The organism is Idiomarina abyssalis, assembly GCF_900116625.1.
In the GTDB taxonomy this organism is placed as follows: Bacteria; Pseudomonadota; Gammaproteobacteria; order Enterobacterales; family Alteromonadaceae; genus Idiomarina; species Idiomarina abyssalis.
Window position 1 is genome coordinate 132,722 of the sequence record NZ_FPBE01000003.1, and the last position, 21,933, is coordinate 154,654.

Consider the following 21,933-nt stretch of genomic DNA (forward strand, 5'->3'; position numbering starts at 1 on the left):
TTTATTATCGCCAGGTTCAGTTGCTTATGCAGGTGCTACCATTTGTTGCGGCTCATGACTGTTTTGCGCCGCGCTCGATCTGCAACACCCTAGGGACTTGTTTGATGTCAAACTACTCTTGGATAATGAAGGACTTACTGATGATATTCGTAAAGCGTTAATTGTTTATATGATCAGCCACCCGCGTCCTATTTCTGAATTACTACAACCCAATTTCAAAGATATTGCTGCCCTTTATGAGGGGGAATTTAAGTCGATGGCGGACATTGATGTCCCGCTAGTGGAGCTTATGGCTGCGCTTGAGGAAGTTGTAAAACGTATGCATGCGACATTTACTGACGAGGAAAGGTCGTTTCTTTTGACGTTTAAGTCAGGCAAACCGGATTGGTCATTACTCGGAATTGCGAATGTTGATCAGCTGCCAGCTGTTCGTTGGAAACTGAATAACCTTGAAAAAATGAGTGAGGAAAGGCACCGGATAGCTTATAACAAACTTAAGGAAGCTCTCACTCGGCCACTAAATTTGGATTCGACTGCCTGTAAGTTTGATTAAGAAAGGCGTTAGCAGCCCAGTCGCAAAAAGGGTGAGCTTTAACCCCATAATAGTTTAGGGATGTCAGTATAGAACCATCGATGCCAAGATAACGTAATAAAGGTTGGTTATTAACGAGGCGAGCGTGTGCTTAAACCCAAAGTTTTGTTTCCTCAGCAGTTTATTCACAAACACCCTATTCATCATGGGGAAGAGTTTGGCGTGCTGTGTTGGAATACGCAAAAACTGACCGAGAAGCCAGATTTTCAACATACCTTAGCAAGCGTTTTAACAGACTATCCGAGTTTGTTTTTGTTACTTCAGGAGGTGAAGCTGAGTGCAAAAAATAATTGGCTGCTGCCGAGCTGGTCTTATGCGGTAGCGCCGAATATGCAAACCCGGCGCTCTGTGTATGGTGTTCTCACCGCAAGCGGTTATGCGTTTAAAGAAGCTCAGGCTCGACTGAGCAGCAAGCGGGAAGGCATGTTCGCAACCCATAAAAGTTACATGCTCTCTCATCATTCGCTGGCAGAGGGCGGCTCACTGCTGGTCGTCAATGTCCACGCGATTAACTTTGTTCGTGCGCGTCAGTTTTCACAAGAAATAGAGCTTATCAAAGAAGAAATACTAGAACATAAAGGACCGCTTATTGTGGCCGGTGATTTTAACGTGTGGAGTCGCCAGCGCCGGCTAAGCTTGCTGCGGTTCTGTCGCAGTGTGGGTCTTCGGCAAGCAATTATGGTCGACCCACATCATGTTAAGGCCTACCGACAGCATCCGCTCGACTTCATCTTTTATAGGGATCTCACACTGCAGGAAACAATAGCGATCGATACCAGTAAAGTGTCTGATCACAATCCGCTTTATGCGCGATTTAGACTATAGCGACTCAGAACTAGCGTTTTGCCACAAAAAAGTGAGCCCCTGTTATAGAGCTCTCTTTCCTTAGAATATGTAGATAAATCCGACGCCTATTTCAGCTTCGTAATTACTACGAGCAATGGGGCTTTCGCGAACTTCACTGCTGTAATATTCAAACAAGGCTTCGCCGTAGAGCTGCCAGTTATCATTGATGTAGTGGCGATAATTGTAGTCAATACCAACTGAACGCAAGCCGCCACTCATTGACGTTTGCGGTAAGCCGGATGCAGCAGCTTGGCCTGCGTCAATACCGAAGCCTTTGTTGGCGTATTCGCTGTCGTGAAAGGTCGCAACGACATTAATTTCAGAGCCGGTACCGTCGAGCTGGTCACCAAAGCGGCGGCCTACACCAAATAGACCCAGGTTGCCTTCATCACTTGCTACGATACGACTGACCAGCCAGTAGCGCCAATCGGCATCGAGGGCACGACGGGCCTGGAAGATGAACTCTGCGCCTTCGTCTTGATCACCAAGTCCGTCCAGATGGCCGTCGTCTGAATCGCTCTCTTCGCGACCTTCATCGAAACCAATGGTGGCTTCCAATAGCCAGTTTTCAGAGCGAACGCCACGCCAGCCGAGGGCTTCACCGGCAAAATAGAATATATTGTCACCGCTACGCCATTGCACGGCGCCGGCAGGCTGAATTTCCAATCCAAATTCGTCCGAACCTTCGTAGGCGGTTTCATACTCAACACCCAAACCCAGACCGAAACTCCAGCCATCTTCGCCTTTGGAAAAGTCATCGAGTGATGGCAAAGGTACCATCGCTGTTTTTTCGTCTTGGGCTAATGCAGTTTGAAGGGTTAACCCATTGATGCACAAAGCCAACAGTAAGCCAGTAAACTTTTTCATATAGAACTCACTTAAGTAGGTGTTGGTAAATATTAATTCTGGTTTCAAAACCTCAAAACGTAAAGGTTGTGCAATTAGATCACACACTATCAACTTATGGTTCGCTAAGGGTTAAAACAGTTGCGTAATGCCCAGCAAAATAGCGTAGCGACCAGACTTACTTATAAAAACCAGAATTAAAAACTGCCAGAAGGTTAACCGCAGCATACCGGCGATAAAGGTGAGAGGGTCGCCAATGAATGGCGCCCAGGCCATCAACAGCGACCACTTACCGAAGCGTTCAAACCAGCGATGACCACGGGCGAGAGATTTTGGTTTGAACGGAAACCAGCGTCGATCCTGGTATTGCACCAGAAAGCGGCCCAGAACGTAATTCACCACAGACCCCAGCGTATTACCAATTGATGCTAGCCACCATATTGCCCAGACGTCATAACCCATCTGCTGAGCGCCGACGACCACAAACTCCGACTGAGCGGGTAGTATTGTGGCGGCCAGAAATGCTGTCAGAAATATACTTAAGTACATTGGACCATAGTTACACTGAATCGCTTATATGTGCGGTAACGAACAGACGCCCTTTTGAGAGCAATCTATACTTCGAAATAGCGTCATAATTGAGTGATGCTAATAGACTCTTTAAGGAGTTGATAATGGATACGCAAAAAAATCAAGGTTCACAAACGCCGAACAAACCAGGCAAACAAAAGCAGGCTAACCCTGGTCAGCAAAAAGACCAAAAGCAACCTCAGCAGGCACCTGGCAAAAAAGCGTAATTAATTACGCAACCCCGAGCCCAGCGCTATTTATGTTGGGCTTTTTTGTGGGGTCTAATCAAGCCTCTCTTTTTCAATTATAATTCTAGCGGATCTCCGCGCAGGAGTTCCCATGCCTGAATCATTTCTTTCTTCGTCGAGCCCCAGCGATAGCCCCCTATAGCCCCGCTTTTTTGAATAACACGGTGACACGGAATTAGCATAGCAACAGGGTTAGAGCCAACAGCATTGCCAACCGCCCGAGACGCTTTAGGGTAACCCAATGCATTGGCAATTTGGGAGTAACTGGCCAGTTGTCCCGATGGTATCCTCAACAAAGCTCGCCACACAGCGACTTGAAAATTGGTACCCATTACGTGCAATGACAAGGGGTTAGACTGCCCGTCTTTTAACCGACTAAACAGTACGTTAGCAACATAGTTCGTCGCGTTGTCATTTTGCACGAGCGAGCCTTTAGGCCAGTCTTTACCTATATCTACAAGTATCTCATCAGCAGATCTGGAGCCCAAAAACTCGATGCGGCATACGCCTCGAGGGGTCATTGCGACAAATATCTTACCAAAAGGGGTTTCATTAACTCCGTATTGGATAGTAACCCCCTGGCCTCCGTTCTTGTATTCACCTGGCGTTACGGCTTCTAGTTTTACAAAGTGGTCATACAGTCGGGAACCTCCGCTTAAACCCATGCGGAGGGAAACATCCATAAGAGAGCCTTCTTCTTTCAGCATTCGCTTGCTTCGTTCCAGCGTTAAAGCCTGCAGGAAACGTTTCGGTGTGGTGCCTGCCCATTTACAAAACACCCGATGAAAATGAAACGGGCTGAGATGAACATGGGCAGCAACGTCTTCCAGGGTCGGCTGGCTCGATACATGCTCTGACATATAGGTCATGGCTTTTTCAATACGGATATAGTCGGACATAACCATCACCCTTACACGCGATTAATTGAGATACCACCATCATAAAAAACAGTTTATCCGACAACGACCCGAAGCTTGCTCTTTTTTTTAATCACGCTGCTAGATACGAATGCTTGTATCAAGCACTGACTATATCCCGAGTGTCATTATTATTTGCATTGTTACTGTATGTCACCTAGTATTCATTTTACTGTGTTTCACACAGTGTGCGTAATACAGCATAAATAAGGACTCACTATGGCTACTGCACCACTCGATAAACTCAAGCTAGAACTGCGCCGTGGCGTTTTGGTTTTAGCGGTACTCGCATCTCTGCGCGAGCCTCATTATGGCTATTCGTTACGTAAGCAACTGCAAGGTGCCGGCGTCGATATTGATGAAGGTACGTTATACCCACTTATTAGAAGACTGGCCGATCAAGGGTTGCTCGATAGTGAATGGAAGCAGGGAGAAGGGCGTGAACGACGTTATTACCAGTTATCAACGCTGGGTGTAGAGCTATTAGAACAATTAACCCAGGAGTGGACCTCGCTCAACAGCGCGATTGGCCCCCTACTGTTGCGGAACACCAATGAGGAGCAACACTAATGGATATGGTAGAACGTTATATTGCCGCTGTTCAGCGAGAGCTGCCAGAAAAGAAACGCGATGATATTAGCCGCGAGTTAAAGGCGAATATTCTTGATCAGATAGACGCATTAGAATCGCAGCAAGGGAGTGTGTCTGACGCCGAGGTGGCTGAACTGTTAAAAGTGATGGGGCATCCGCGCAAGGTGGCGCTTCAGTTTTGTCCACCCACGCCACTAGTAACCGCGCAGCTTATGCCTTTGTATTTGCACACGCTGTATATGGTGCTCGGCGTGTTGTTTGTGATTTCAACCGTTGAAATTACGGGCCGCTGGCTTGGTGGTGCTGAAATGAGCTTGCTGCTATTCATGAAGGGCATAGCAAGCGATTTTCTGGCCAGTGGTTACTTTGCTTTTACGACAATTACCATCGGTTTTGCAGTTATGAGCCGCTCTCGGAAAAAGGAAACTGCAGAGGTTGCAGGCACCTGCAAATGGAGCCCTGAGAAGCTCCCGGCCGCAGGTAAAAGTTGGCAGCATATTAGTTTACAGAATATATTTTCCGATCTTGCCACATTACTATTTTTAGTGATGTTGATTTGGTATCCGTTATGGCAACCCGACAGTGGTACGCAGAGTATTTTTACTGAGCAAGCGCTGACTATTTTACGCTGGTTTACGCCGGTTATTGCAATTGCTATGGCACATAGTTTGTGGCAGTTACGGACAAGGCTATGGACCCGCAATATGTTGATGCTTAACATTGCCGTTAGTGCTGCGTTCTTACTGGTTTCGGTAGGGTTGCTGATGTTATCGCCTGTGTTACAAATTAATGTCGAAGTTTTGAGGGAAGAACTGGGCATAGCCATTATCGAACGAAGTGCTCAGACAGTTCTGGTGGCAGCTGCATTAATCGCAACCTATGAAATTGTCCGCGATGCACGCCGGTTGATCCGCAGTTGATGGGGTGAGACAGACAAGCAGCCGCGCTTTATTGCGCGGCTAGGTTGGTTGCAGCCAAGGATTTTTCTGACAACTACTGCTGCGCCTGATTCAACGCCTGAATAGCAAAGCTGCCCAGCCAGTGACCACCTTCGTAGCTATCGCCAACTAGATTAGGGTAGGAGTGCGCCATATGTTTATCGGCAACTTCGCGTAAATGCTCATACTGTGGGTATTGGTTAGCCAGCGCATACAGGTTCCAGGCGCGGCTGAAGTTTAAACCGTCCAGATGCACCAGTTTGCCGTCGGTTCTGTCGCTGACTTTACCGACTGCCAGGCTGTAGCCCGGATCAGCGAGTTGTGGCATAAAATCATCTAACCAGGTTAAAAACTGCTGTTTTGGCAGGACGCGTTGCATTAAGCCTATTTCTTCCAGACAGGGTGACAGAAAGTCGTAGCCACTTGGCTCCCAGCTTATCGGGCAGTTTTTATCTTCTGAAAAATAATCTTTAGCGCGCTGAGCGATCAATTGCTGCAATTCAGTGTGTTCACGATTAACAGCATAGTCATAGGCGAAACTTAAGCCAAAGGCCGTGTTGGTATGCTCTCCCACACGCACCGGGTAAACCAGCCGGGGTAAGAAGTTGATATAGCGTTCAACGATTAAATCGGCCAATGGTTGTAAGTTTGCTGCCAGCTCTTTGGCCATAGGGTCTTCCCATGAGCGAAGCTCGTCAGACAGTTTTAACAACCAGGCCCAACCATAAGTGCGCTCAAACGAGTCATTTATGTCCTTGCTGAAAAAGTCCACTTCACGCGCCACGTTTTCTGCAGTTAAGTTGCGTTTAAGAACGGCTCTTACCTTGTCAGCCTGTTCCAGTTCGGGGTACTGCTGTAATAGAGTGACCATAGACCAGTAGCCATGCACGGCGCTGTGCCAGTCAAAACAGCCGTAAAAAACCGGATGCAGAACAGAAGGCTCCTTTAAATCGGCAGCGCTGCCCAGTACCGCTCCAGTTTTGTATGGGTAAGGTGTTTCGACACAATGTAGTGGTAGCTCCACCAGTTTATTTGCTTCGGACAGTGTTAAATGGTGTGAAGCCATGCGTTCGGTGTCCTGAGTTGCCGGAGAACAGGCCTGCAATAACACCATACTTAACAGGGCAGTACAAAATGAAAGGGCTTTTAGCATATGAGGCTCACATTGATGATTGTTTTTAGCTCGAATGATAGTAGCAACCTTATAAATTTTTAGCTATGTCCGAGAGCGTCAGCTTATAGCTCCTCTCCCCAACGATAGGCGGCAGCTGAGTATTGCTATAGCGCCTTAGGCAGGTTTGTGTTATCCGTACTGGCAACCGAAATCAAAAGTGCCATACTGAAATTCATAGCACAGAGGTCGACACCTATCGAGTTCATTTGAAGTACAGGAGGCCAAGCTAATGCCGAGTATTGCGCAGTCTTTCGACAATGAGAGCTTGCCGAAAGACAAGTTAATAGCGGAGTATGAGCGGGTGCGTGCGCAAACAATGAGGTTGACGGAAGCCTTAAGTGCAGAAGATATGATGCTACAGTCGATGCCCGATGCCAGCCCGGCGAAATGGCATCTCGCGCATACCACCTGGTTTTTTGAAACTTTTTTACTGCAACCTCATTTAGCGGGTTATCGAACGTACAACAATGCCTATCAATACTTATTCAATTCTTATTATGAAACGGTAGGCGAGCGCCATCCGCGACCGCAACGAGGCTTGTTGTCACGGCCGCCGTTAGAAGAAGTGGTGAATTATCGGAAGCATGTTGATAACGCCATGAAGGCATTGCTGGAGTCATACTCTGCTGAAATTAAGGCGGCTGTTACCATTGGCTTGCATCACGAGATGCAGCATCAGGAACTGATACAAACCGATATTAAACATGCGTTGTCACTTAATCCGTATGCGCTGGGGCCGGATACCAATGCGGCAGAATCTTCCCCTGATTCCGGTAGCACAGGAAACCCTGAATTTGTCCATTTTGAAGGTGGCTTATCTTTTATCGGTACCGATGCGGAGTCATCCTTTGCCTATGACTGCTAACAACCCCGGCATCAGGTATTTGTGCCGGAGTTTAGTCTGTGTGAGCGCTTGGTGACTAACGCAGAATGGTTAGAGTTTATGGCTGACGACGGCTATAAGCGGCCAAAACTCTGGCTTTCGGACGGCTGGGCAACAGCGCAACAGGAAGGTTGGCGAGCGCCTTTATACTGGCATCGTGAAGGTGAGCAGTGGTTTACTGTGACGGGCCGTAACCGTGTGCCTTTAGATCTAAATGCTCCGGTTTGCCATATTAGCTATTACGAGGCAGACGCTTTTGCGCGCTGGCGCGGTTGCCGTTTGCCAACAGAGTTTGAATGGGAGCATGCCGCTCAGTCGGTTGAGTGTTGCGGTAACTTTCTGGAGCAAAACCAGTTACTGCCGCAGCCGGTAGTCGCGGATAATAAAGGCCTCAAGCAAATGTTTGGTGACGCCTGGGAGTGGACGCAAAGTCCGTTTATTCCTTATCCGGGATTCAAAACGCCGGAAGGGGCGTTGGCTGAGTACAACGGGAAGTTCATGGCTAACCAGTGGGTTCTGCGTGGCGGTTCATGCGCTACTGCCGAGCAACAAATACGCTTAACCTACCGGAACTTCTTTTACGCGCATCAGCGTTGGCAATTTAGCAGTCTGCGTCTGGCCAAATAAAATCAAAAATCGGGATGTTTTATGAACCATGGGTTTTTGCAGGATGTTCTGGCGGGGCTACGCTTGCCTCAAAAAACGCTACCACCCAAATATTTTTATGACGCAAAGGGGTCAGAGTACTTTGACCAAATTTGTCAGCTGGATGAGTACTACCCCTACCGCACTGAGCTTGGAATGTTGCCCGATGTCGCCGGGGAATTAAAACAGTACTTTTCGGGAAAATCTCTCGATAACATTCAACTGGTTGAGTTTGGTGCGGGGTCGCTGCATAAAGTAAAACCATTGCTAAAAAAGTTACCTGTGATAACGGAGTTTGTCGCGATTGATATTTCGGGTGAACATCTCAAAAAAGCCTCAGCCGACCTTGCCGAGTCCTTCCCCAAATTACAGATTAAAGTTGCTCAAGGGGATTTTACCCAACCAATAGAACTGGCGCTTTCTCAGGCGACTTCAATGGGTTTTTTTCCAGGCTCTACCATAGGCAACTTTGAGCCTGAAGAGGCCTGCGAGTTTCTGCGTAGCGCTCGCACAACCCTTGGTAAAGAAAGCTATATGCTGATGGGGGTAGACACCAAAAAAGACGAGCAAATGCTTGAGCGTGCATACAACGACAGCAAAGACATTACCGCACGTTTTAATAAGAATATTCTGACCCGAATGAACCGAGAACTCGATGCTAATTTTCATCCCGATCAGTTTGAGCACCTGGCCATTTACAATCAGAAGCTGGGCCGTATAGAAATGCATTTGCGCAGTTGTATCCGGCAGGAGGTTGAAGTTGCCGGTGAAAGTTTTCAGTTTAAGGAGGGTGAAACCATTCACACCGAAAACTCCTATAAATATTACCCCGAAGAGTTTGATCGGTTAGCAAGCTCGGCAGGCTGGAAGCGCGAAAAGATATGGCTGGCGCCTGACGGAATCTTCGCGATTATGCTATTACACAATGCTGACAAAGTTCGAGACTAATCGGTGTCTGCTATGCCAAAACTTTTTACTGTCGATGTCTTTTATGGTTCGCAGGCGTTGGGCAATCAGCATCATATAGCTTATCGCCCGGCCCCCGCTTGGTCCGAAACGCCTTCGCAATATCAAAGAGTTCCAAATCTAATTCTGATGAGTGGCGGCTCAGGAGCGTTTCAGGCTCAGTTTTTAAATTATGACAGACAGGTGCGTCGCTGTGGGTCGGGTAACCTCGCGGTTGCTGCGTACATAAACGGGAAACTAAAGACGAAACCCACCAACGATCTTTTATTGACGCCCTCAGGTGAAATACAGCTAGGGTTTGACCATGAATCGGCTTATTACTTTGATAAACCTTTAACGCAGAGACCGTTGCGTAACTTTAGGTTTTGGCGACGACTTATAAGTCAGCCAGTTATTAATGGCTGCTACTGTGGTGGTCGTAATGATTATGTTTTGCTGGAACTTAGCCAGCCGTTGACACAATTGAGTGTAAATAGCGGTGTATTATGCCAGTTTAGCCAGCGAGCTCTAATTGTCATTTACCGGTTGCTGTCAGGTGCGGTACAACTGCGTTACTTTGCGCCGCAGTACGGAGAGGCTGAAGATGCAGCTAAGGGCTCGGCCTGTGTGCAGGCTTCCGCTTACCTCAGAAATCAATACCCAAAGAGTTACGCACATAAGCCGATTGAAATTAAACAATGCTCGCCCGCAGGAGGGTGTCTTTATCTGAAAAATTATCAGCAACAGGTTTTGGTCAGGGGGCGAACAGCGATGCGAGATAGTACCGCTGTTTGCTCGTCTTTTGACTACACTGAAGAGTGAACATTCCGCAATAAAACAGAGAGGTGCTTCAATGGCATTTGAGAAATGTCCAAAGTGTGAAGATGAGGTTCTGGATAATAAATACAGCTGCCCGGCTTGTGGCTACGTGAAGCCCGAAAATTCAGAACAAAAAGAGCAACCAGGTGAAAACGATCAGCCTGGAGAAAGCAAAATTACCACTGAAAACACATCGAAAAGCCTGCAGGTACAAGGGGTACTGGCAATCGTTATTCTGATTATTGGCGTGCTCTGGTTTTTCCTAACTTCTGACGATTACCAGCAGAGCAAGGAAGTTAATATTGTTCCTCTTATCATGTTTATTGGTGGTCTTGTCTGGTACATAGTGACGCGCTTTCGGATCTGGCGCGAGCATTCCCGGAAGAAATAGGCGGCCGTTAGGAATGTAAGCAATATCGTTCATACATTGCTCTAGAACACAGAGGACTTTGATCGTTTTGGCTTTTAAAACCATACCCATTATAAGCAAGTGAGTAAAAAGGAAGACCTGGAGGTGGAAATGGACAATAAAGAAGCATTTGAAAAGAAACACGAAGCAAAAATTGAAGAGATGAAAGCTGAGATTGATCGTCTGAAGGCTAAAGCGAAACAGTCGGAGGCTGACTCTCAAATCAAGTATGAAGAGAAGATTAACGAGCTTGAAGCGCTGAAAGACAAGGCCGAAGATAAGTTGGAAGGTTTGAAAAAGTCCAGCGAGGACGCATGGTCTGACATTAGTACCGGCCTTGAATCAGCAACTCAGTCGCTGGCAACGGCAATAAAAGCCGCCAGTCAGGACTTTAAAAAGTAACCTATTATGGGGTGGTGGTTAGCCACCCCGCTTATTGCCCGTTACTTACTTGAAGATTTCAAACGTAACTCAAGTAAGCGTATTTCACGTGCGGTATGGTTGCGGTTTGTTTGCATGTAAATCCATAGCTTTGTAGCAACCTGAGCGTTAAAACTTAATATGAGAAGCACGCCCCAGAACAATTCGTTGTCCGGTGTTGCTGTAAAAAACTGATACCCGCAAAACAATAGTAATACCGTAAATATAGCACCTAGCCCATAAGCAACCTTCACAACCCAGCCTATGTCGTACTTAAATCCTTGCTTTAAGTAGCCGGTAAGGCCTTCGCCGGTGCCCATTAACTTATCCAGTTCTTGTGCTTGCGCGGACAGATCTTTTTCTATTTGTTCGTTAACTTCTTTGTTTGTGCTCATGGCTTATTACCCTCGTTTAAGTATCTATGACGCAATTCTTCTCGTGCGCTATGCAATCTTGATTTGACTGTGCCAGGCGCTATAGAGAGTACTAACGCTGTTTCGTTAACCGACAATTCACTCAGGTAGAACAGTTCAATAACTTCACGTTCGTTGGGTTTCAGGCCCGCCAAAAGAGGAGCTACATCCAAAACCTCTGGCCGTAAATCTTCTGTGAATAAACTCGATTCATTAAGCTCTTCGAAGTTCGCATTACGCTGCTGACGTGCCCAGTCGATAATTTCCCACCGCAACGCTTTATAAAGCCAGCTCCGAAAAACCCGAACATCCTGCATAAATTGCAATCGTCTACCGACCTTGAGCCAGACGTTTTGTACAAGGTCTTCCGCCGTTGTTGTTTGGTGAACCCGTATCAATGCGTAGCGCTTCATCGGCGTAAAAAAATGATGATAAAGCAATTCCAGAGCATCGCGTTTACCTTCTTGTGCTGCTAGAACGAGTACCTCTACTTGCTCTATCTTCATGAGTTGATGCCTTATTAGTCATTGTTTTATTGCCTGTAACTCAGTAGAGAGACGAAGCGAAGTATAGATTGGTTCAGAAAAAATGCGTGATGAGTTGATATCTCCCCCAACTCAATGTAGTTTTCAATCCACTCTCATTAAACAAAAGCCATTATGTCCTCTTTATTAAACTGGATGAAAACCCTGGGCACCATACCTTTAGCCCTTTGTGTTCTTTTCGTCGTATTTTTACCTTCTATCTTATTTGCGGCATTTATTGTCTGGGTTTTCGACTTACTGTTTCTTGATCTTACCTGGATGTCCTGGCCGACCTTTTGGTGGATATTGGGAACCTGGGCTGTGACTATGATCATTGCTTTAGCTAACAACGCCGACAAAATTATGTTTGGTACGCCGAAGTAGCCCGCTTAGACAATCCTGATTAGTAACTACATAAACCCGTTTATCTTGTCTAGACTCTATGACAAAGGCACCAAATAGAGGGAAGCTATGACAGATACTGAGCGGCAAGAGCTCAAAGATGCCGGTGTGATTTTTAAATAATGACTACTTTCTCAGCGCACGTTGATAATGGGCAAACTCTTCGTCACTGAATAGCACAAAGCGCACAAGCTTCAGATGGCTCAGCTTTTCAACGTGCTGCCTAATTGTGTCCAGAGCCACTTTAGTTGCTGCCTCAAAAGGGTAACCGAAGGCTCCGGCTGACAGCGCCGGGAAAGCAATAGACTCTATTTGATGCTTATCGGCTAAATCCAGTGCATTACGATAGCAATTTGCCAGCAGCTTATCTGAGGGTGTGTCGACGCCATAAACGGGCCCCAGGCAATGGATAATAAAGCGATTAGGAAGATTAAAGGCGTCGGTGATAACGGCTTCACCGGGTTCAATGGGAGCCAGTGAGCGAGTTGCTTTTTCCAGTTCAGAACCTGCTGCCCGGTGAATCGCACCGGCAACGCCACCACCGGGTTTGAGCTCTGCATTAGCGGCGTTAACTACGGCATCAATATCGGTTTGCTGGCTAATGTCCGCGTGTACGCATTCGTAGTTCATAGTCGCCCTCCGTTGTTAGTCCTTTCTAAATAAAATGGCCTGTTCGCTGATAATTTCAAGTTTCAGTTGAAAATGTTGTGCTATCCACTGCATGGTTTCAGGCGTGTAAAAGCTGACATGGGTCGGGTCACCTTTGTAACTCCACTGGTTAAATTGCTCTGCAGTTTCCTTTATAAACATCCACGTCATCACGCCTATGTACCCTTGAGGTTTTACTAAGCTTATTAACTGTGGCCATGTCTTGCCCGGTTCATTAAAGTGCTCAACAACTTCGCTGCAGGTGACAAAGTCATACTGACGGCTCAACTGTCCGCTGTCCGGCGCGTAGAAGATGTCGTAAATAGACATCTTCATGCCGTGCTCCTCAAGCATCAAACTAAGTGTAGGCCCCGGCCCGGAGCCAAAATCAAGACCAGTCATGCCAGTTGATAGCTTTTCTAATAAAGGAATTGAAAGTTGGCTTAAGAACTCCCGGTAGCGGGTGTCGTGAGAGTCATTTTGATGAAAGTCGTAAATGGCTTTTTCTTCGTCCTGCGGCAAGTGAGCCTGCGGGTCTGCAAAAATCATGTCGCAGACAGTGCACCGGAAGTACTGGCGTTTTTTATCTTCACAGAAGGGTTCTGAGGCCGAGGAGCATAAGGTACATAGCATGAGGGTATGCTACCTCAGGAATTTCGAGTAAGCTAGTTTTGATGACGGTAACCGACCAGAGAAATATGACAGCGTGTTCTATAAATTCCAGTCAGCGCATTGAACTACTCGACATTCTCAGAGGCTTCTCTTTGCTGGGCATCTTGCTGATGAACATGGCGTTTTTTCAAAGCCCTCTAACAACGACTTCATTAGGCGTTGAAGGTAACGAAAGTGGTATTGATTACGCGATAGCCTGGAGCCTTTTTGTTTTTGCCGAAGGTAAATTCTACACCATGTTTTCCTTATTATTCGGTATTGGTTTTGTCATTTTTTATGACAGAGCTAAGCAAAAAATCGATACACCGAAGTGGCTGTTTCTGCGTCGGTTAATAGTACTTGGTATTATTGGTGTAGCTCATGCTGTCTTTGTCTGGGCTGGCGATATCCTGTTTATTTACGCTGTTTCGGGATTATTTTTGTTGTTTTTTGTCAGAACGTCAGCAAGCAGGCTTTGGAAATGGGGATTATTTTTTATGAGTCTCCCGGTTGCGCTTTTATGGCTTTCAACCGTTTCAGTTAATGCTTCGGATCAATCATCGGAGAGAGCACAGCAATACCAGACAGACACTAACGAAATGAAGAATACGCTGTCTGAGGTGGCAAATTTCGCCGATGAAGCATACTCCTCCGGTTCTTATAGAGCTGTCACTGAAGCTCGTATTGACGAGTTTGGCTTACTTTGGAGTGGGGAGATTCTCTTCACCATATCCACCTTCTTAGGCATATTTCTTCTGGGTGCTGCTTTTAGTCGAAATGGTATTTTCACAAGCCCCGAGACTCAAATTAAAGTTTATAAGAAGCTCCTCATTTGGGGAGGAATACCGGGGATTTTCGCTGCACTATACGCAAGTGCTTTACCGGCTACTGAAATGGTTTTTCCGACAATCAATGCTGCTTTGCTTTATTCACTAATGCAAATTTCGGCTTTAGGGTTGTGCATTGCTTATATGGCTTTTATTGCTTTAATGCTTGGTCGTAGCAAAAACCAGAAAAGTATTTTAGAGAACATGGCTCCGGCTGGGCGCATGGCTTTGACAAATTACTTGCTGCAATCCCTGTGTTTCACCACTTTATTCTATGGCTACGGATTTGGCTTATATGGCGAGCTTGGGAGGCTTGAAATGATATTGCTAGCTCTCGCTTTTTGGCTGTGTCAGTTAAAATTAAGCCAGTGGTGGCTGCAGCACTTTAATTACGGCCCTTGTGAGTGGCTATGGCGTTTGGCTACCTATGGCCGTTAGCAAGCATTCAAAAAAGTGACAAGTTGAATGTTAACCGCATTCCGATCTTTCCCGCCATTTTTTCTGTATCTATAAAACCTATCAAAGCAAACGGTATCTTGCCTTGGAGTAAATGGCTGAGCGTTGCTATAACTATAGATAACAGTTATTCAAATTTAAGCAAAAAGATAAGGAAGGCATAATGAGTAGTTCAAGCGGTGGCGGTAAATGCCCAATCATGCACGGTAGCATGACATCTGAGAAAAAAACGAACACGCACTGGTGGCCAAACTCCTTAAAGCTGGAAATTCTGCGCCAGCACGACACCAAAGCGAATCCAATGGATGATGACTTTAATTACGCGGAAGAATTCAAAAAAATCAATTTAGAAGAGTTAAAGCAGGACCTGAAAGATCTCATGACCGACAGCCAGGACTGGTGGCCGGCTGACTGGGGTCACTATGGTGGCTTAATGATTCGTATGGCCTGGCACTCTGCGGGCTCTTATCGTTTAGCCGATGGTCGCGGTGGCGGCGGTACAGGTAACCAACGCTTTGCGCCGTTAAACAGCTGGCCGGATAACGTAAGCTTAGACAAAGCGCGTCGTTTATTGTGGCCAATTAAGAAAAAGTACGGCAACAAACTGTCCTGGGCCGATCTCTTTATTCTGGCCGGTAATATGGCTTACGAGTCGATGGGTCTTAAAACCTTTGGTTTTGCCGGTGGCCGCGAGGACATCTGGCATCCTGAAGAAGACACTTACTGGGGTAGCGAGAAAGAATGGCTGGCGGAAACTAAAAACCGCTACAGTTCAGATGACGAGCGTGAGTCGCTTGAAAACCCACTGGCTGCAGTGCAAATGGGTTTGATTTATGTGAACCCGGAAGGCGTTGACGGTAATCCTGACCCGCTTCGTACCGCAAAAGACGTACGCGAAACCTTTAAGCGCATGGCAATGAATGACGAAGAAACCTGTGCGCTAACTGCGGGTGGTCACACGGTTGGTAAATGTCACGGTAATGGCAAAGAAGAGAATTTAGGTCCTGAGCCAGAAGCGGCAGATGTTGAAGAGCAGGGCATGGGCTGGCGCAACAGCGGTGGTAAAGGCGTTGGTCGCGATACTGTGACCAGTGGTATTGAAGGCGCCTGGACTACTGAACCGACTAAGTGGGACAACGGCTACTTCTACCTGTTGTTTAACTACGAGTGGGAACTGAAGAAAAGCCCTGCTGGAGCCTGGCAGTGGGAACCTGTCGACATTAAAGAGGAAGATAAACCGGTCGATGTGGAAGATCCGTCTATTCGCCATAACCCGATTATGACCGATGCCGATATGGCCATGAAAATGGATCCGGACTATCGCAAAATTGCTGAGAAGTTCTACAAAGATCCTGAGTACTTCGCCGACGTATTCGCTCGTGCCTGGTTTAAACTGACGCACCGTGATTTAGGTCCTAAAGACCGTTATTTAGGCGCAGATGTACCGGAAGAAGACCTGATTTGGCAGGACCCGATCCCGAAAGTGGACTACACCTTAAGCGAACAAGAAGTTGCTGACTTAAAAGAGAAGTTACTGAACACAGAGTTAACGTCTTACGAGCTGATTTCTACCGCATGGGACAGTGCACGTAACTTCCGTTGTTCGGACTTCCGCGGTGGCGCAAATGGCGCACGCATTCGCTTAGCACCGCAAAAAGACTGGCATGGTAACGAGCCGGAAAAACTGCATAAAGTCCTTCGCGTACTGGAAGAGTTGCAGTCTACCCTGGATAAGAAAGTCAGCCTGGCCGACTTGATTGTACTTGGCGGTACGGCAGCGGTTGAAAAAGCGGTAAAAGATGCCGGTTATAACCTAACGGTTCCGTTTGCGCCGGGTCGTGGCGATGCAACCGACGAGCAAACCGATGTGGAAAGCTTTGAGCCGTTAGAGCCATTGCATGACGGTTACCGTAACTACCTGAAGAAGGACTACGCGGTACCGGCCGAAGAACTGATGTTGGATCGTACCCATTTGATGGGCTTAACGGCACCAGAAATGACGGTTCTTGTGGGTGGCATGCGTGCTTTAGGTGCGAACTACGGTGAGTCTAAGCACGGCGTATTTACTGACCGGGCTGGTACGTTAACTAACGACTTTTTCGTTAATTTGACTGACATGAACAATGTCTGGAAAAAAGCGGATGATCACTACGAAGTTCGTGACCGCAAAACCGACGAACTGAAGTGGACAGCAAGCCGCATTGACTTAGTCTTTGGCTCAAACTCAATCCTGCGTTCGTATTCAGAGCTGTATGCTCAGGATGACAACCAGGAGAAGTTTGTAAAAGACTTCGTGAAAGCCTGGACTAAGGTTATGAATGCTGACCGCTTTGATTTAGCTTAAGGAGGAAGCATGTCGAAAGTACTATTAATTACCGGTGCCTCAAGCGGCATCGGTGAAGCCACGGCGCGCAAAGCGGCAAAAGAAGGGTTAAAGCTAATATTAACGGCGCGACGGAAAGACAAGTTGGATGCGCTGGTTGAAGAGTTTGGCTCTGATAACGCCATTGGTGTTGCCGCCGATGCGGGTAACTTTGACGAGCTTGAGCAGGCCGTAAAGCAGGGCGTTGATAAGTTTGGTCAGTTGGACGCTGTGTTCGCAAATGCAGGAACCGGTGTTTCAACACCAGGTACTGAAGAAGGCGACGCGGAAGAATGGAAGCAAATGGTTGATGTGAATATCAACGGGCTTCTGTATACCGCGAAACTGACCTTACCGCACTTGCGCAAAACTACCGGTCATTTTCTAATGACAGGATCAGCTGCCGGGCGCATTACGCTTAAAGGTTCTGTTTATGGTGCCACCAAATGGTTTGTGCACGGTTTCGCTCAGAACTTAGCTGAAGAAATGAAAGAGTGGAATGGTCGCTGCACAACAATAGCACCTGGTATGGTCAATACGCCGTTCTTTGATGAGCCAAAGCCGGATAAGCTGGACCCCGATGATGTTGCCGATGCAGTACTTTACGCAATAAACGCTAACCCGCGTAACTGCGTGCGTGAAGTGTTCTTAATGCCAGCTTATTAAGAGGAAAAAGTAGCTGTCATCGAAATAAAACAGGGAAATCTAAAAACTGTCATATTGGGTAAGTAAGCTACAGCACAACTTAACAAATGATTGGTTGTAACTCCCTGGTTAAGTTTTCAGCCCCCGCTTTGGGGGCTTTTTTATGGACTCAACGGTTTTGACATCCCACCGGGACAACTCCATAATCCTTAAGCATTAGGCTTTGTAGGGAGTAGACAGCAGAAAATGACCGCTTCAGTGGAAGAAGAAAAGCAATACAAAGCCTCCTGGAAACGTTTAGCGCTGTTTAGTGTGCTGTTTGTTTTGCTTACGGTTGCTGGCTTTTATGCCATTTATGATCATTTCTCCGGTCGTAGTTTAACCTTTGATTTTCGTCTGTTCGCCCCGGAAGTACTCAGCGTTACTGTCTTGCTTTTGCTTATTTATTTTTCCGCCGATGGCTTGCGTCTATACTACACACTGCGGGCTCTGGGTTACCGGATACCTAAGAAAGCCATGGCAAAACTGGTTTTTATCAATATTTTCTTTTCCAATATTACGCCTATGGCGACCGGCGGCGGCTTTGCTCAAGTTTGGTTTCTGCACGAACACGGCGTGCCTATTGGTAAGGCAACAGCGGCCACGACGATTCGCACGGTACTGGCTATTTTCTTTATTTTCTCACTGACGCCGGTATTTTTGTTAACGCTGGAACCTTTGCAGGACAAAGCGATTATTAGCGATATTGGTACTGCACTAGCGGTATTTATTGTACTGTACCTGCTTTTTTTCGCCGTCGTTTTACTCAGAGCGCATTGGCTTATTGGACCCTTAAGTTTCCTTTGTAAGGGCATACATAAATTGCAACTGATTAGCCCGGAGCGTCATCTGCGTTGGCAGTATAAAACTCGACGCGAGATGTTGCGCTTTTCTCATAGTTTTTCCGAATATTGTCGTGGCTCGAAAGTCGCTATTTTACTGTCCGTGTTATTTACCTTTATTTTCCTGCTCAGTCTGTTCAGTTTTCCGGCATTATTGATGTGGGGGCTGGGATACGATGTAAATTATTTGATAAGCCTGGGACTGTTGGTTGTCACAACTTTTATAATGTATTTTGCGCCAACCCCGGGGGCATCCGGTATTTCTGAAGGCGTTTTCGGTAGCTTTTTCAGTGACATCTTAGCTAAAAATCATTTGCTGTTGGTTACCTTCAGCTGGCGCTTTTTAACCATCTATTTGGGCATGCTGTTGGGGCTGTTTATTTTACAACGATACTTAGTTAACTCCGCCAAAACACAGGGCATACAATGAATAAAAAGAAATTATTAAAAGCCCTGTTCTACTTAAATATAGCCATAGTTGTCAGCCTTATTGGCTATAAAGTTTATTTGAACCTGGTGACTTCTGAATTCGAGGCAGAGCATACAGATCAGCTTGCAGCTATCAGCGCCAGACTGGAAGGACAAGACAGTTACAGTTTTGCGGTGGTTGGTAACATCAATAATTCGGTAGGCATTTTTGAACGCCGCATTATTCCAATGCTGAACGATGCCAATGTCGATTTTCTCGTGTCCGCAGGAAATGCTGTTAGCAGCGGCGGAGAGGACAAATACCGGGCAATACGGGGTACTCTGTCCCGTTTGGATATGCCTTATTTATTGACCTTTGGTAACAACGAATACGAAGAGTTTGGCAGCTTTCGTTTTTATGATCACTATGGGCCTCATTTTTTCAGCTTTACCGCCGGTGACAGCCGTTTTATCTTCCTCGACAGCACTGAAAAAACCCCCTGGCAGTGGCAGTTACGGTGGTTAACCGACACTCTTAAGGCGGATGAATCGACGCATCGGTTTGTTTTTATTGGCCACCCACCTCTGGAGCCGGAAGAAGCGTTTTTCCTGGCTGAGGATGACGACTTTTTACAGCCTGCTGAATTCAGAAGCGCGTTGCTGCAGACGCTGGAAAACTTTGGTGTCGACCGGGTGTTTTCATCAAACATTTCAATTTATTCCGAACAAGAACATAACGGCATACCCTATATAACAACCGGTGGTGCAGGTGGTCTGGTACTGAACCAGGATGAAAGCTTTTATCACTATGTGAAAGTGACCGTGAGCGCCGATGGTTCCGTCGAGCATTCGGTTGAAGAGCTGGAAGTTGGTCAGCACCCCATTTTGAAGCAACTGGAAAGTCTGTGGTTCTTTATTCACTCCCTGTTTTATGTGGGTTACCTCAACTTTATTCTCTTAGTCAGTTTGTTCCTGGTTATTAGCACCAAGCTCTATAACGCTGTGTTTGTCGGAAAAGAGTACTATCCGGACTACGATATTGACCCAGAGCCCTGGCTTAAGAAAACCATGCGGGTGGCTATGTTTACCAACAATTACTTGCCCTTTATTGGTGGCGTACCTATTTCTATCGAACGCTTACGAAGCGGACTGGTGCAGCTTAAGGACAAAGTTCTGGTTGTTGCACCGCGTTATCAACGTGCAGCAGAAAAAGAAGAGAATGTGGTGCGTATGCCTTCGTTATTCTCTTTTGGTGAAAAAAGCGAGTTTCGATTTGCCAATATTTTTTCAGGCGCCGTACGTAAAAAGGTCAAAGCGTTTAAGCCGGATATTATTCATGTACACCACCCGTTCTGGATAGGGTCGCTCGGGGTTTTTGTGGCTCGCAGACTTAAAGTTCCTGTGGTTTATACGTATCACACCCGGCTAGAGCACTATGCTCACTTTGTGTTTTTGCCCGGTTCGCTGTTTCGTAACATTATTGCGCACTTTTTGGTGCGTCGTTTTGCGAACAAATGCGATGGTGTGATTGTGCCTACGCAGTCGACTGAAGAGTACTTACGCATGATAGGCGTAAAACGTCCGACCTTTGTACAGCCAACCGGCATTGAGTTTGATCGCTTTCAGCAGGTTGACGCGAAACAGGTCGAGGACTTGCGTAAACAGCAGAATATTGGCGACGAAACCGTTTTTGTCAGCGTTTCCCGGCTCTCTAATGAAAAGAATATCGACTTCATGATAGACGCCATGGCGCAATTGAAGGAGCAGACGGATAAAGCATTCCGGTTGTTGATAGTGGGTGACGGCCATCAGCGTCGCAGATTACAGGGGCGCATTGACGACATGAACCTGCAGCAGCACATTACCCTGGTCGGTGCTGTTCCTCCTGAGCAGATGGCCGCCTGGTACCGACTCGGTGACGCGTTTTTATTTGCGTCTCAGTCGGAGACTCAGGGTATGGTTATTCTGGAAGCGATGGCTGCCGGTCTGCCGGTGGTTGCGGTGCGCTCAAGCGGTATTGATGATGTCGTTGAAGATGGGTATAACGGTTACAAAACACCGGCTAAGCAGTCGTTATGGTGTGAGCGGGTTAAACAAATTCTGGATGATACGGATTTGCGCCAGAGCCTTTCAGACAATGCTCTGGCGTTTGCCCGTGACTATTCTGTTGAAAAGTTCAGTAAGGACGTGCGCCTTATTTACGCCGAGACTCTGGCTCGTTACCACCAGACCAAGTAGCGTTACAAAATATGGTTGCCGAATACCAGCAACTGACAGACAACAACGGCTGTTGTTAATAAAACGCGAATACGATAGTAGCCCATATAAGAAGTCATGGCAGAGCTACGGGCGAGCTTTTGTTCAAAGAAAAGGACTAAAACAAAACCGAGCATTTGCAGACCCAGAGACCAGGCGGGTAGGTTAATGAGTATTGTGAACCAGGCTAAAAGAGCAAAAACATTGCTCAGTAGTAGTAAGCCTGCGGTTTTTTCGCTTTCAGCACGATGTAAAGCCCGCCCCCATAAGGTGCCACCTAAAAAGGTTAATATAATAGCGCCGTAGGTGATTAAGAAGTCCAGCGGTTGTATGCCCCAAAATGCGCCCGTCCCCATTAATGCAGCAAGAGACGATGCTAAAAAGGGGATTAGCCCGAGAAAGCCCAGTGTGTGTATAAGCCAGTTTTTGCCTTTATTCATAAGCAAATCAGTCCACCAGATGTGAGTTATAGTTGTTTTTACGGTAATTGTTCTCTTTACGTTTAGTCTAACTTTAAATAACTTGCGTAATAAACGATAACAACAATGTCTTTTTTCTCTCGTCGACTTTCCCCTACAGGCCTGTTGTTTACGAGTTTCAGTTGCTTTAGTAAAAGT

At 46.7% G+C, this 21,933-nt stretch carries 25 protein-coding genes and 1 pseudogene; 17 read left to right on the forward strand and 9 right to left on the reverse strand.

The window, feature by feature from the left end:
• Positions 1–58: 58 nt before the first annotated feature.
• Complete coding sequence (locus BM359_RS07700) at positions 59–553, forward strand: nucleotidyl transferase AbiEii/AbiGii toxin family protein (RefSeq protein ID WP_143441141.1); 495 nt, start codon at positions 59–61, stop codon at positions 551–553.
• A gap of 126 nt (positions 554–679) precedes the next feature.
• Positions 680–1,417, forward strand: coding sequence for an endonuclease/exonuclease/phosphatase family protein (locus tag BM359_RS07705; RefSeq protein ID WP_054488832.1), 738 nt, complete (start codon positions 680–682; stop codon positions 1,415–1,417).
• A gap of 60 nt (positions 1,418–1,477) precedes the next feature.
• On the opposite strand, the gene BM359_RS07710 is transcribed toward BM359_RS07705, so the two are convergent.
• Positions 1,478–2,305, reverse strand: a complete 828-nt coding sequence (locus BM359_RS07710; RefSeq protein WP_054489072.1) for a MipA/OmpV family protein — start codon at positions 2,303–2,305, stop codon at positions 1,478–1,480.
• A 111-nt stretch (positions 2,306–2,416) separates the two neighbouring features.
• Positions 2,417–2,833, reverse strand: coding sequence for a YqaA family protein (locus BM359_RS07715; RefSeq protein WP_054488831.1), 417 nt, complete (start codon positions 2,831–2,833; stop codon positions 2,417–2,419).
• 125 nt (positions 2,834–2,958) lie between these two features.
• On the opposite strand from BM359_RS07715, the gene BM359_RS13170 reads away from it, so the two are divergent.
• Entirely contained in the window at positions 2,959–3,081 is a 123-nt protein-coding gene (locus BM359_RS13170) for a hypothetical protein (RefSeq protein ID WP_268766555.1), read from the forward strand.
• 77 nt (positions 3,082–3,158) lie between these two features.
• Here BM359_RS13170 and BM359_RS07720 read toward each other — a convergent pair whose 3' ends face one another.
• Positions 3,159–4,001, reverse strand: a complete 843-nt coding sequence (locus BM359_RS07720; RefSeq protein WP_054488829.1) for a bifunctional transcriptional activator/DNA repair enzyme AdaA — start codon at positions 3,999–4,001, stop codon at positions 3,159–3,161.
• A 237-nt stretch (positions 4,002–4,238) separates the two neighbouring features.
• Between BM359_RS07720 and BM359_RS07725 the strand changes: the two genes are divergently transcribed.
• The gene (locus tag BM359_RS07725) at positions 4,239–4,589 is read left to right on the forward strand and encodes a PadR family transcriptional regulator (RefSeq protein WP_054488828.1); all 351 of its coding nucleotides are present in this window, start codon (positions 4,239–4,241) and stop codon (positions 4,587–4,589) included.
• Positions 4,589–5,530 carry an HAAS signaling domain-containing protein gene (locus tag BM359_RS07730; RefSeq protein ID WP_054488827.1) on the forward strand — a complete coding sequence of 314 codons (942 nt, stop codon included), beginning with the start codon at positions 4,589–4,591 and terminating at the stop codon, positions 5,528–5,530. Before BM359_RS07725 ends, BM359_RS07730 begins: the two co-directional genes overlap by 1 nt.
• A gap of 73 nt (positions 5,531–5,603) precedes the next feature.
• Here the strand turns inward: BM359_RS07730 and BM359_RS07735 are convergent, their stop codons facing one another.
• Positions 5,604–6,701, reverse strand: coding sequence for a DUF2891 domain-containing protein (locus BM359_RS07735; protein ID WP_054488825.1), 1,098 nt, complete (start codon positions 6,699–6,701; stop codon positions 5,604–5,606).
• Between the two features lie 250 nt (positions 6,702–6,951).
• Between BM359_RS07735 and BM359_RS13095 the strand changes: the two genes are divergently transcribed.
• The 6 genes and pseudogenes from BM359_RS13095 to BM359_RS07760 all read left to right on the forward strand — a co-directional run bounded on the left by BM359_RS13095 (position 6,952) and on the right by BM359_RS07760 (position 10,825).
• Positions 6,952–7,587: a DinB family protein gene (locus BM359_RS13095; RefSeq protein ID WP_200795868.1), complete on the forward strand. Its 636-nt coding sequence runs from the start codon at positions 6,952–6,954 to the stop codon at positions 7,585–7,587.
• Positions 7,588–7,602: 15 nt separating this feature from the next.
• A pseudogene (locus tag BM359_RS13100) lies at positions 7,603–8,232 on the forward strand (SUMF1/EgtB/PvdO family nonheme iron enzyme); the annotation flags it as partial.
• 21 nt (positions 8,233–8,253) lie between these two features.
• A complete protein-coding gene (gene egtD / locus BM359_RS07745; protein ID WP_054488821.1) occupies positions 8,254–9,198 on the forward strand; it encodes an L-histidine N(alpha)-methyltransferase in 945 nt (314 codons plus the stop codon).
• 12 nt (positions 9,199–9,210) lie between these two features.
• Entirely contained in the window at positions 9,211–10,017 is an 807-nt protein-coding gene (locus BM359_RS07750) for a PhzF family phenazine biosynthesis protein (RefSeq protein WP_054488818.1), read from the forward strand.
• A 31-nt stretch (positions 10,018–10,048) separates the two neighbouring features.
• Complete coding sequence (locus tag BM359_RS07755; RefSeq protein WP_054488816.1) at positions 10,049–10,405, forward strand: zinc ribbon domain-containing protein; 357 nt, start codon at positions 10,049–10,051, stop codon at positions 10,403–10,405.
• Positions 10,406–10,534: 129 nt separating this feature from the next.
• Positions 10,535–10,825: a sll1863 family stress response protein gene (locus BM359_RS07760; protein WP_054488814.1), complete on the forward strand. Its 291-nt coding sequence runs from the start codon at positions 10,535–10,537 to the stop codon at positions 10,823–10,825.
• Positions 10,826–10,866: 41 nt separating this feature from the next.
• On the opposite strand, the gene BM359_RS07765 is transcribed toward BM359_RS07760, so the two are convergent.
• Both BM359_RS07765 and BM359_RS07770 read right to left on the reverse strand, forming a co-directional pair.
• Complete coding sequence (locus BM359_RS07765; RefSeq protein ID WP_054488812.1) at positions 10,867–11,238, reverse strand: DUF6768 family protein; 372 nt, start codon at positions 11,236–11,238, stop codon at positions 10,867–10,869.
• Complete coding sequence (locus BM359_RS07770; protein ID WP_054488810.1) at positions 11,235–11,762, reverse strand: RNA polymerase sigma factor; 528 nt, start codon at positions 11,760–11,762, stop codon at positions 11,235–11,237. The genes BM359_RS07765 and BM359_RS07770 overlap by 4 nt, the downstream gene beginning before the upstream one ends.
• 153 nt (positions 11,763–11,915) lie before the next feature.
• On the opposite strand from BM359_RS07770, the gene BM359_RS07775 reads away from it, so the two are divergent.
• Entirely contained in the window at positions 11,916–12,164 is a 249-nt protein-coding gene (locus tag BM359_RS07775; RefSeq protein ID WP_074930821.1) for a hypothetical protein, read from the forward strand.
• Between the two features lie 144 nt (positions 12,165–12,308).
• Here BM359_RS07775 and BM359_RS07780 read toward each other — a convergent pair whose 3' ends face one another.
• Entirely contained in the window at positions 12,309–12,812 is a 504-nt protein-coding gene (locus BM359_RS07780; RefSeq protein WP_054488806.1) for a macro domain-containing protein, read from the reverse strand.
• Positions 12,813–12,827: 15 nt separating this feature from the next.
• A complete protein-coding gene (locus BM359_RS07785) occupies positions 12,828–13,379 on the reverse strand; it encodes a class I SAM-dependent methyltransferase (RefSeq protein ID WP_234972476.1) in 552 nt (183 codons plus the stop codon).
• A 125-nt stretch (positions 13,380–13,504) separates the two neighbouring features.
• Between BM359_RS07785 and BM359_RS07790 the strand changes: the two genes are divergently transcribed.
• From BM359_RS07790 to BM359_RS07810, 5 genes are all read left to right on the forward strand, one after another.
• A complete protein-coding gene (locus tag BM359_RS07790; RefSeq protein ID WP_054488802.1) occupies positions 13,505–14,746 on the forward strand; it encodes a DUF418 domain-containing protein in 1,242 nt (413 codons plus the stop codon).
• Between the two features lie 181 nt (positions 14,747–14,927).
• Positions 14,928–17,108 carry a catalase/peroxidase HPI gene (katG, locus tag BM359_RS07795; protein WP_054488800.1) on the forward strand — a complete coding sequence of 727 codons (2,181 nt, stop codon included), beginning with the start codon at positions 14,928–14,930 and terminating at the stop codon, positions 17,106–17,108.
• A gap of 9 nt (positions 17,109–17,117) precedes the next feature.
• Entirely contained in the window at positions 17,118–17,792 is a 675-nt protein-coding gene (locus BM359_RS07800; RefSeq protein ID WP_054488798.1) for an SDR family oxidoreductase, read from the forward strand.
• A gap of 225 nt (positions 17,793–18,017) precedes the next feature.
• Positions 18,018–19,082 (forward strand): lysylphosphatidylglycerol synthase transmembrane domain-containing protein, encoded by a 1,065-nt coding sequence (locus BM359_RS07805; RefSeq protein ID WP_054488796.1) that lies wholly within the window; start codon positions 18,018–18,020, stop codon positions 19,080–19,082.
• Positions 19,079–21,298: a glycosyltransferase gene (locus BM359_RS07810; RefSeq protein ID WP_054488794.1), complete on the forward strand. Its 2,220-nt coding sequence runs from the start codon at positions 19,079–19,081 to the stop codon at positions 21,296–21,298. The genes BM359_RS07805 and BM359_RS07810 overlap by 4 nt, the downstream gene beginning before the upstream one ends.
• Positions 21,299–21,300: 2 nt before the next feature.
• Here the strand turns inward: BM359_RS07810 and BM359_RS07815 are convergent, their stop codons facing one another.
• Complete coding sequence (locus BM359_RS07815) at positions 21,301–21,756, reverse strand: DUF3429 domain-containing protein (protein WP_054488792.1); 456 nt, start codon at positions 21,754–21,756, stop codon at positions 21,301–21,303.
• Between the last annotated feature and the right edge of the window lie 177 nt (positions 21,757–21,933).

Excerpts from the sequence above, each read along its gene's own strand:
- BM359_RS07710 (WP_054489072.1), bottom strand. The coding sequence starts at position 2,305 with ATGAAAAAGTTTACTGGCTTACTGTTGGCTTTGTGCATCAATGGGTTA.
- BM359_RS07715 (WP_054488831.1), bottom strand. The coding sequence starts at position 2,833 with ATGTACTTAAGTATATTTCTGACAGCATTTCTGGCCGCCACAATACTA.
- BM359_RS13170 (WP_268766555.1), top strand. The coding sequence starts at position 2,959 with ATGGATACGCAAAAAAATCAAGGTTCACAAACGCCGAACAAACCAGGC.
- BM359_RS07720 (WP_054488829.1), bottom strand. The coding sequence starts at position 4,001 with ATGTCCGACTATATCCGTATTGAAAAAGCCATGACCTATATGTCAGAG.
- BM359_RS07725 (WP_054488828.1), top strand. The coding sequence starts at position 4,239 with ATGGCTACTGCACCACTCGATAAACTCAAGCTAGAACTGCGCCGTGGC.
- BM359_RS07730 (WP_054488827.1), top strand. The coding sequence starts at position 4,589 with ATGGATATGGTAGAACGTTATATTGCCGCTGTTCAGCGAGAGCTGCCA.
- BM359_RS07735 (WP_054488825.1), bottom strand. The coding sequence starts at position 6,701 with ATGCTAAAAGCCCTTTCATTTTGTACTGCCCTGTTAAGTATGGTGTTA.
- BM359_RS13095 (WP_200795868.1), top strand. The coding sequence starts at position 6,952 with ATGCCGAGTATTGCGCAGTCTTTCGACAATGAGAGCTTGCCGAAAGAC.
- egtD (WP_054488821.1), top strand. The coding sequence starts at position 8,254 with ATGAACCATGGGTTTTTGCAGGATGTTCTGGCGGGGCTACGCTTGCCT.
- BM359_RS07750 (WP_054488818.1), top strand. The coding sequence starts at position 9,211 with ATGCCAAAACTTTTTACTGTCGATGTCTTTTATGGTTCGCAGGCGTTG.
- BM359_RS07755 (WP_054488816.1), top strand. The coding sequence starts at position 10,049 with ATGGCATTTGAGAAATGTCCAAAGTGTGAAGATGAGGTTCTGGATAAT.
- BM359_RS07760 (WP_054488814.1), top strand. The coding sequence starts at position 10,535 with ATGGACAATAAAGAAGCATTTGAAAAGAAACACGAAGCAAAAATTGAA.
- BM359_RS07765 (WP_054488812.1), bottom strand. The coding sequence starts at position 11,238 with ATGAGCACAAACAAAGAAGTTAACGAACAAATAGAAAAAGATCTGTCC.
- BM359_RS07770 (WP_054488810.1), bottom strand. The coding sequence starts at position 11,762 with ATGAAGATAGAGCAAGTAGAGGTACTCGTTCTAGCAGCACAAGAAGGT.
- BM359_RS07775 (WP_074930821.1), top strand. The coding sequence starts at position 11,916 with ATGTCCTCTTTATTAAACTGGATGAAAACCCTGGGCACCATACCTTTA.
- BM359_RS07780 (WP_054488806.1), bottom strand. The coding sequence starts at position 12,812 with ATGAACTACGAATGCGTACACGCGGACATTAGCCAGCAAACCGATATT.
- BM359_RS07785 (WP_234972476.1), bottom strand. The coding sequence starts at position 13,379 with ATGATTTTTGCAGACCCGCAGGCTCACTTGCCGCAGGACGAAGAAAAA.
- BM359_RS07790 (WP_054488802.1), top strand. The coding sequence starts at position 13,505 with ATGACGGTAACCGACCAGAGAAATATGACAGCGTGTTCTATAAATTCC.
- katG (WP_054488800.1), top strand. The coding sequence starts at position 14,928 with ATGAGTAGTTCAAGCGGTGGCGGTAAATGCCCAATCATGCACGGTAGC.
- BM359_RS07800 (WP_054488798.1), top strand. The coding sequence starts at position 17,118 with ATGTCGAAAGTACTATTAATTACCGGTGCCTCAAGCGGCATCGGTGAA.
- BM359_RS07805 (WP_054488796.1), top strand. The coding sequence starts at position 18,018 with ATGACCGCTTCAGTGGAAGAAGAAAAGCAATACAAAGCCTCCTGGAAA.
- BM359_RS07810 (WP_054488794.1), top strand. The coding sequence starts at position 19,079 with ATGAATAAAAAGAAATTATTAAAAGCCCTGTTCTACTTAAATATAGCC.
- BM359_RS07815 (WP_054488792.1), bottom strand. The coding sequence starts at position 21,756 with ATGAATAAAGGCAAAAACTGGCTTATACACACACTGGGCTTTCTCGGG.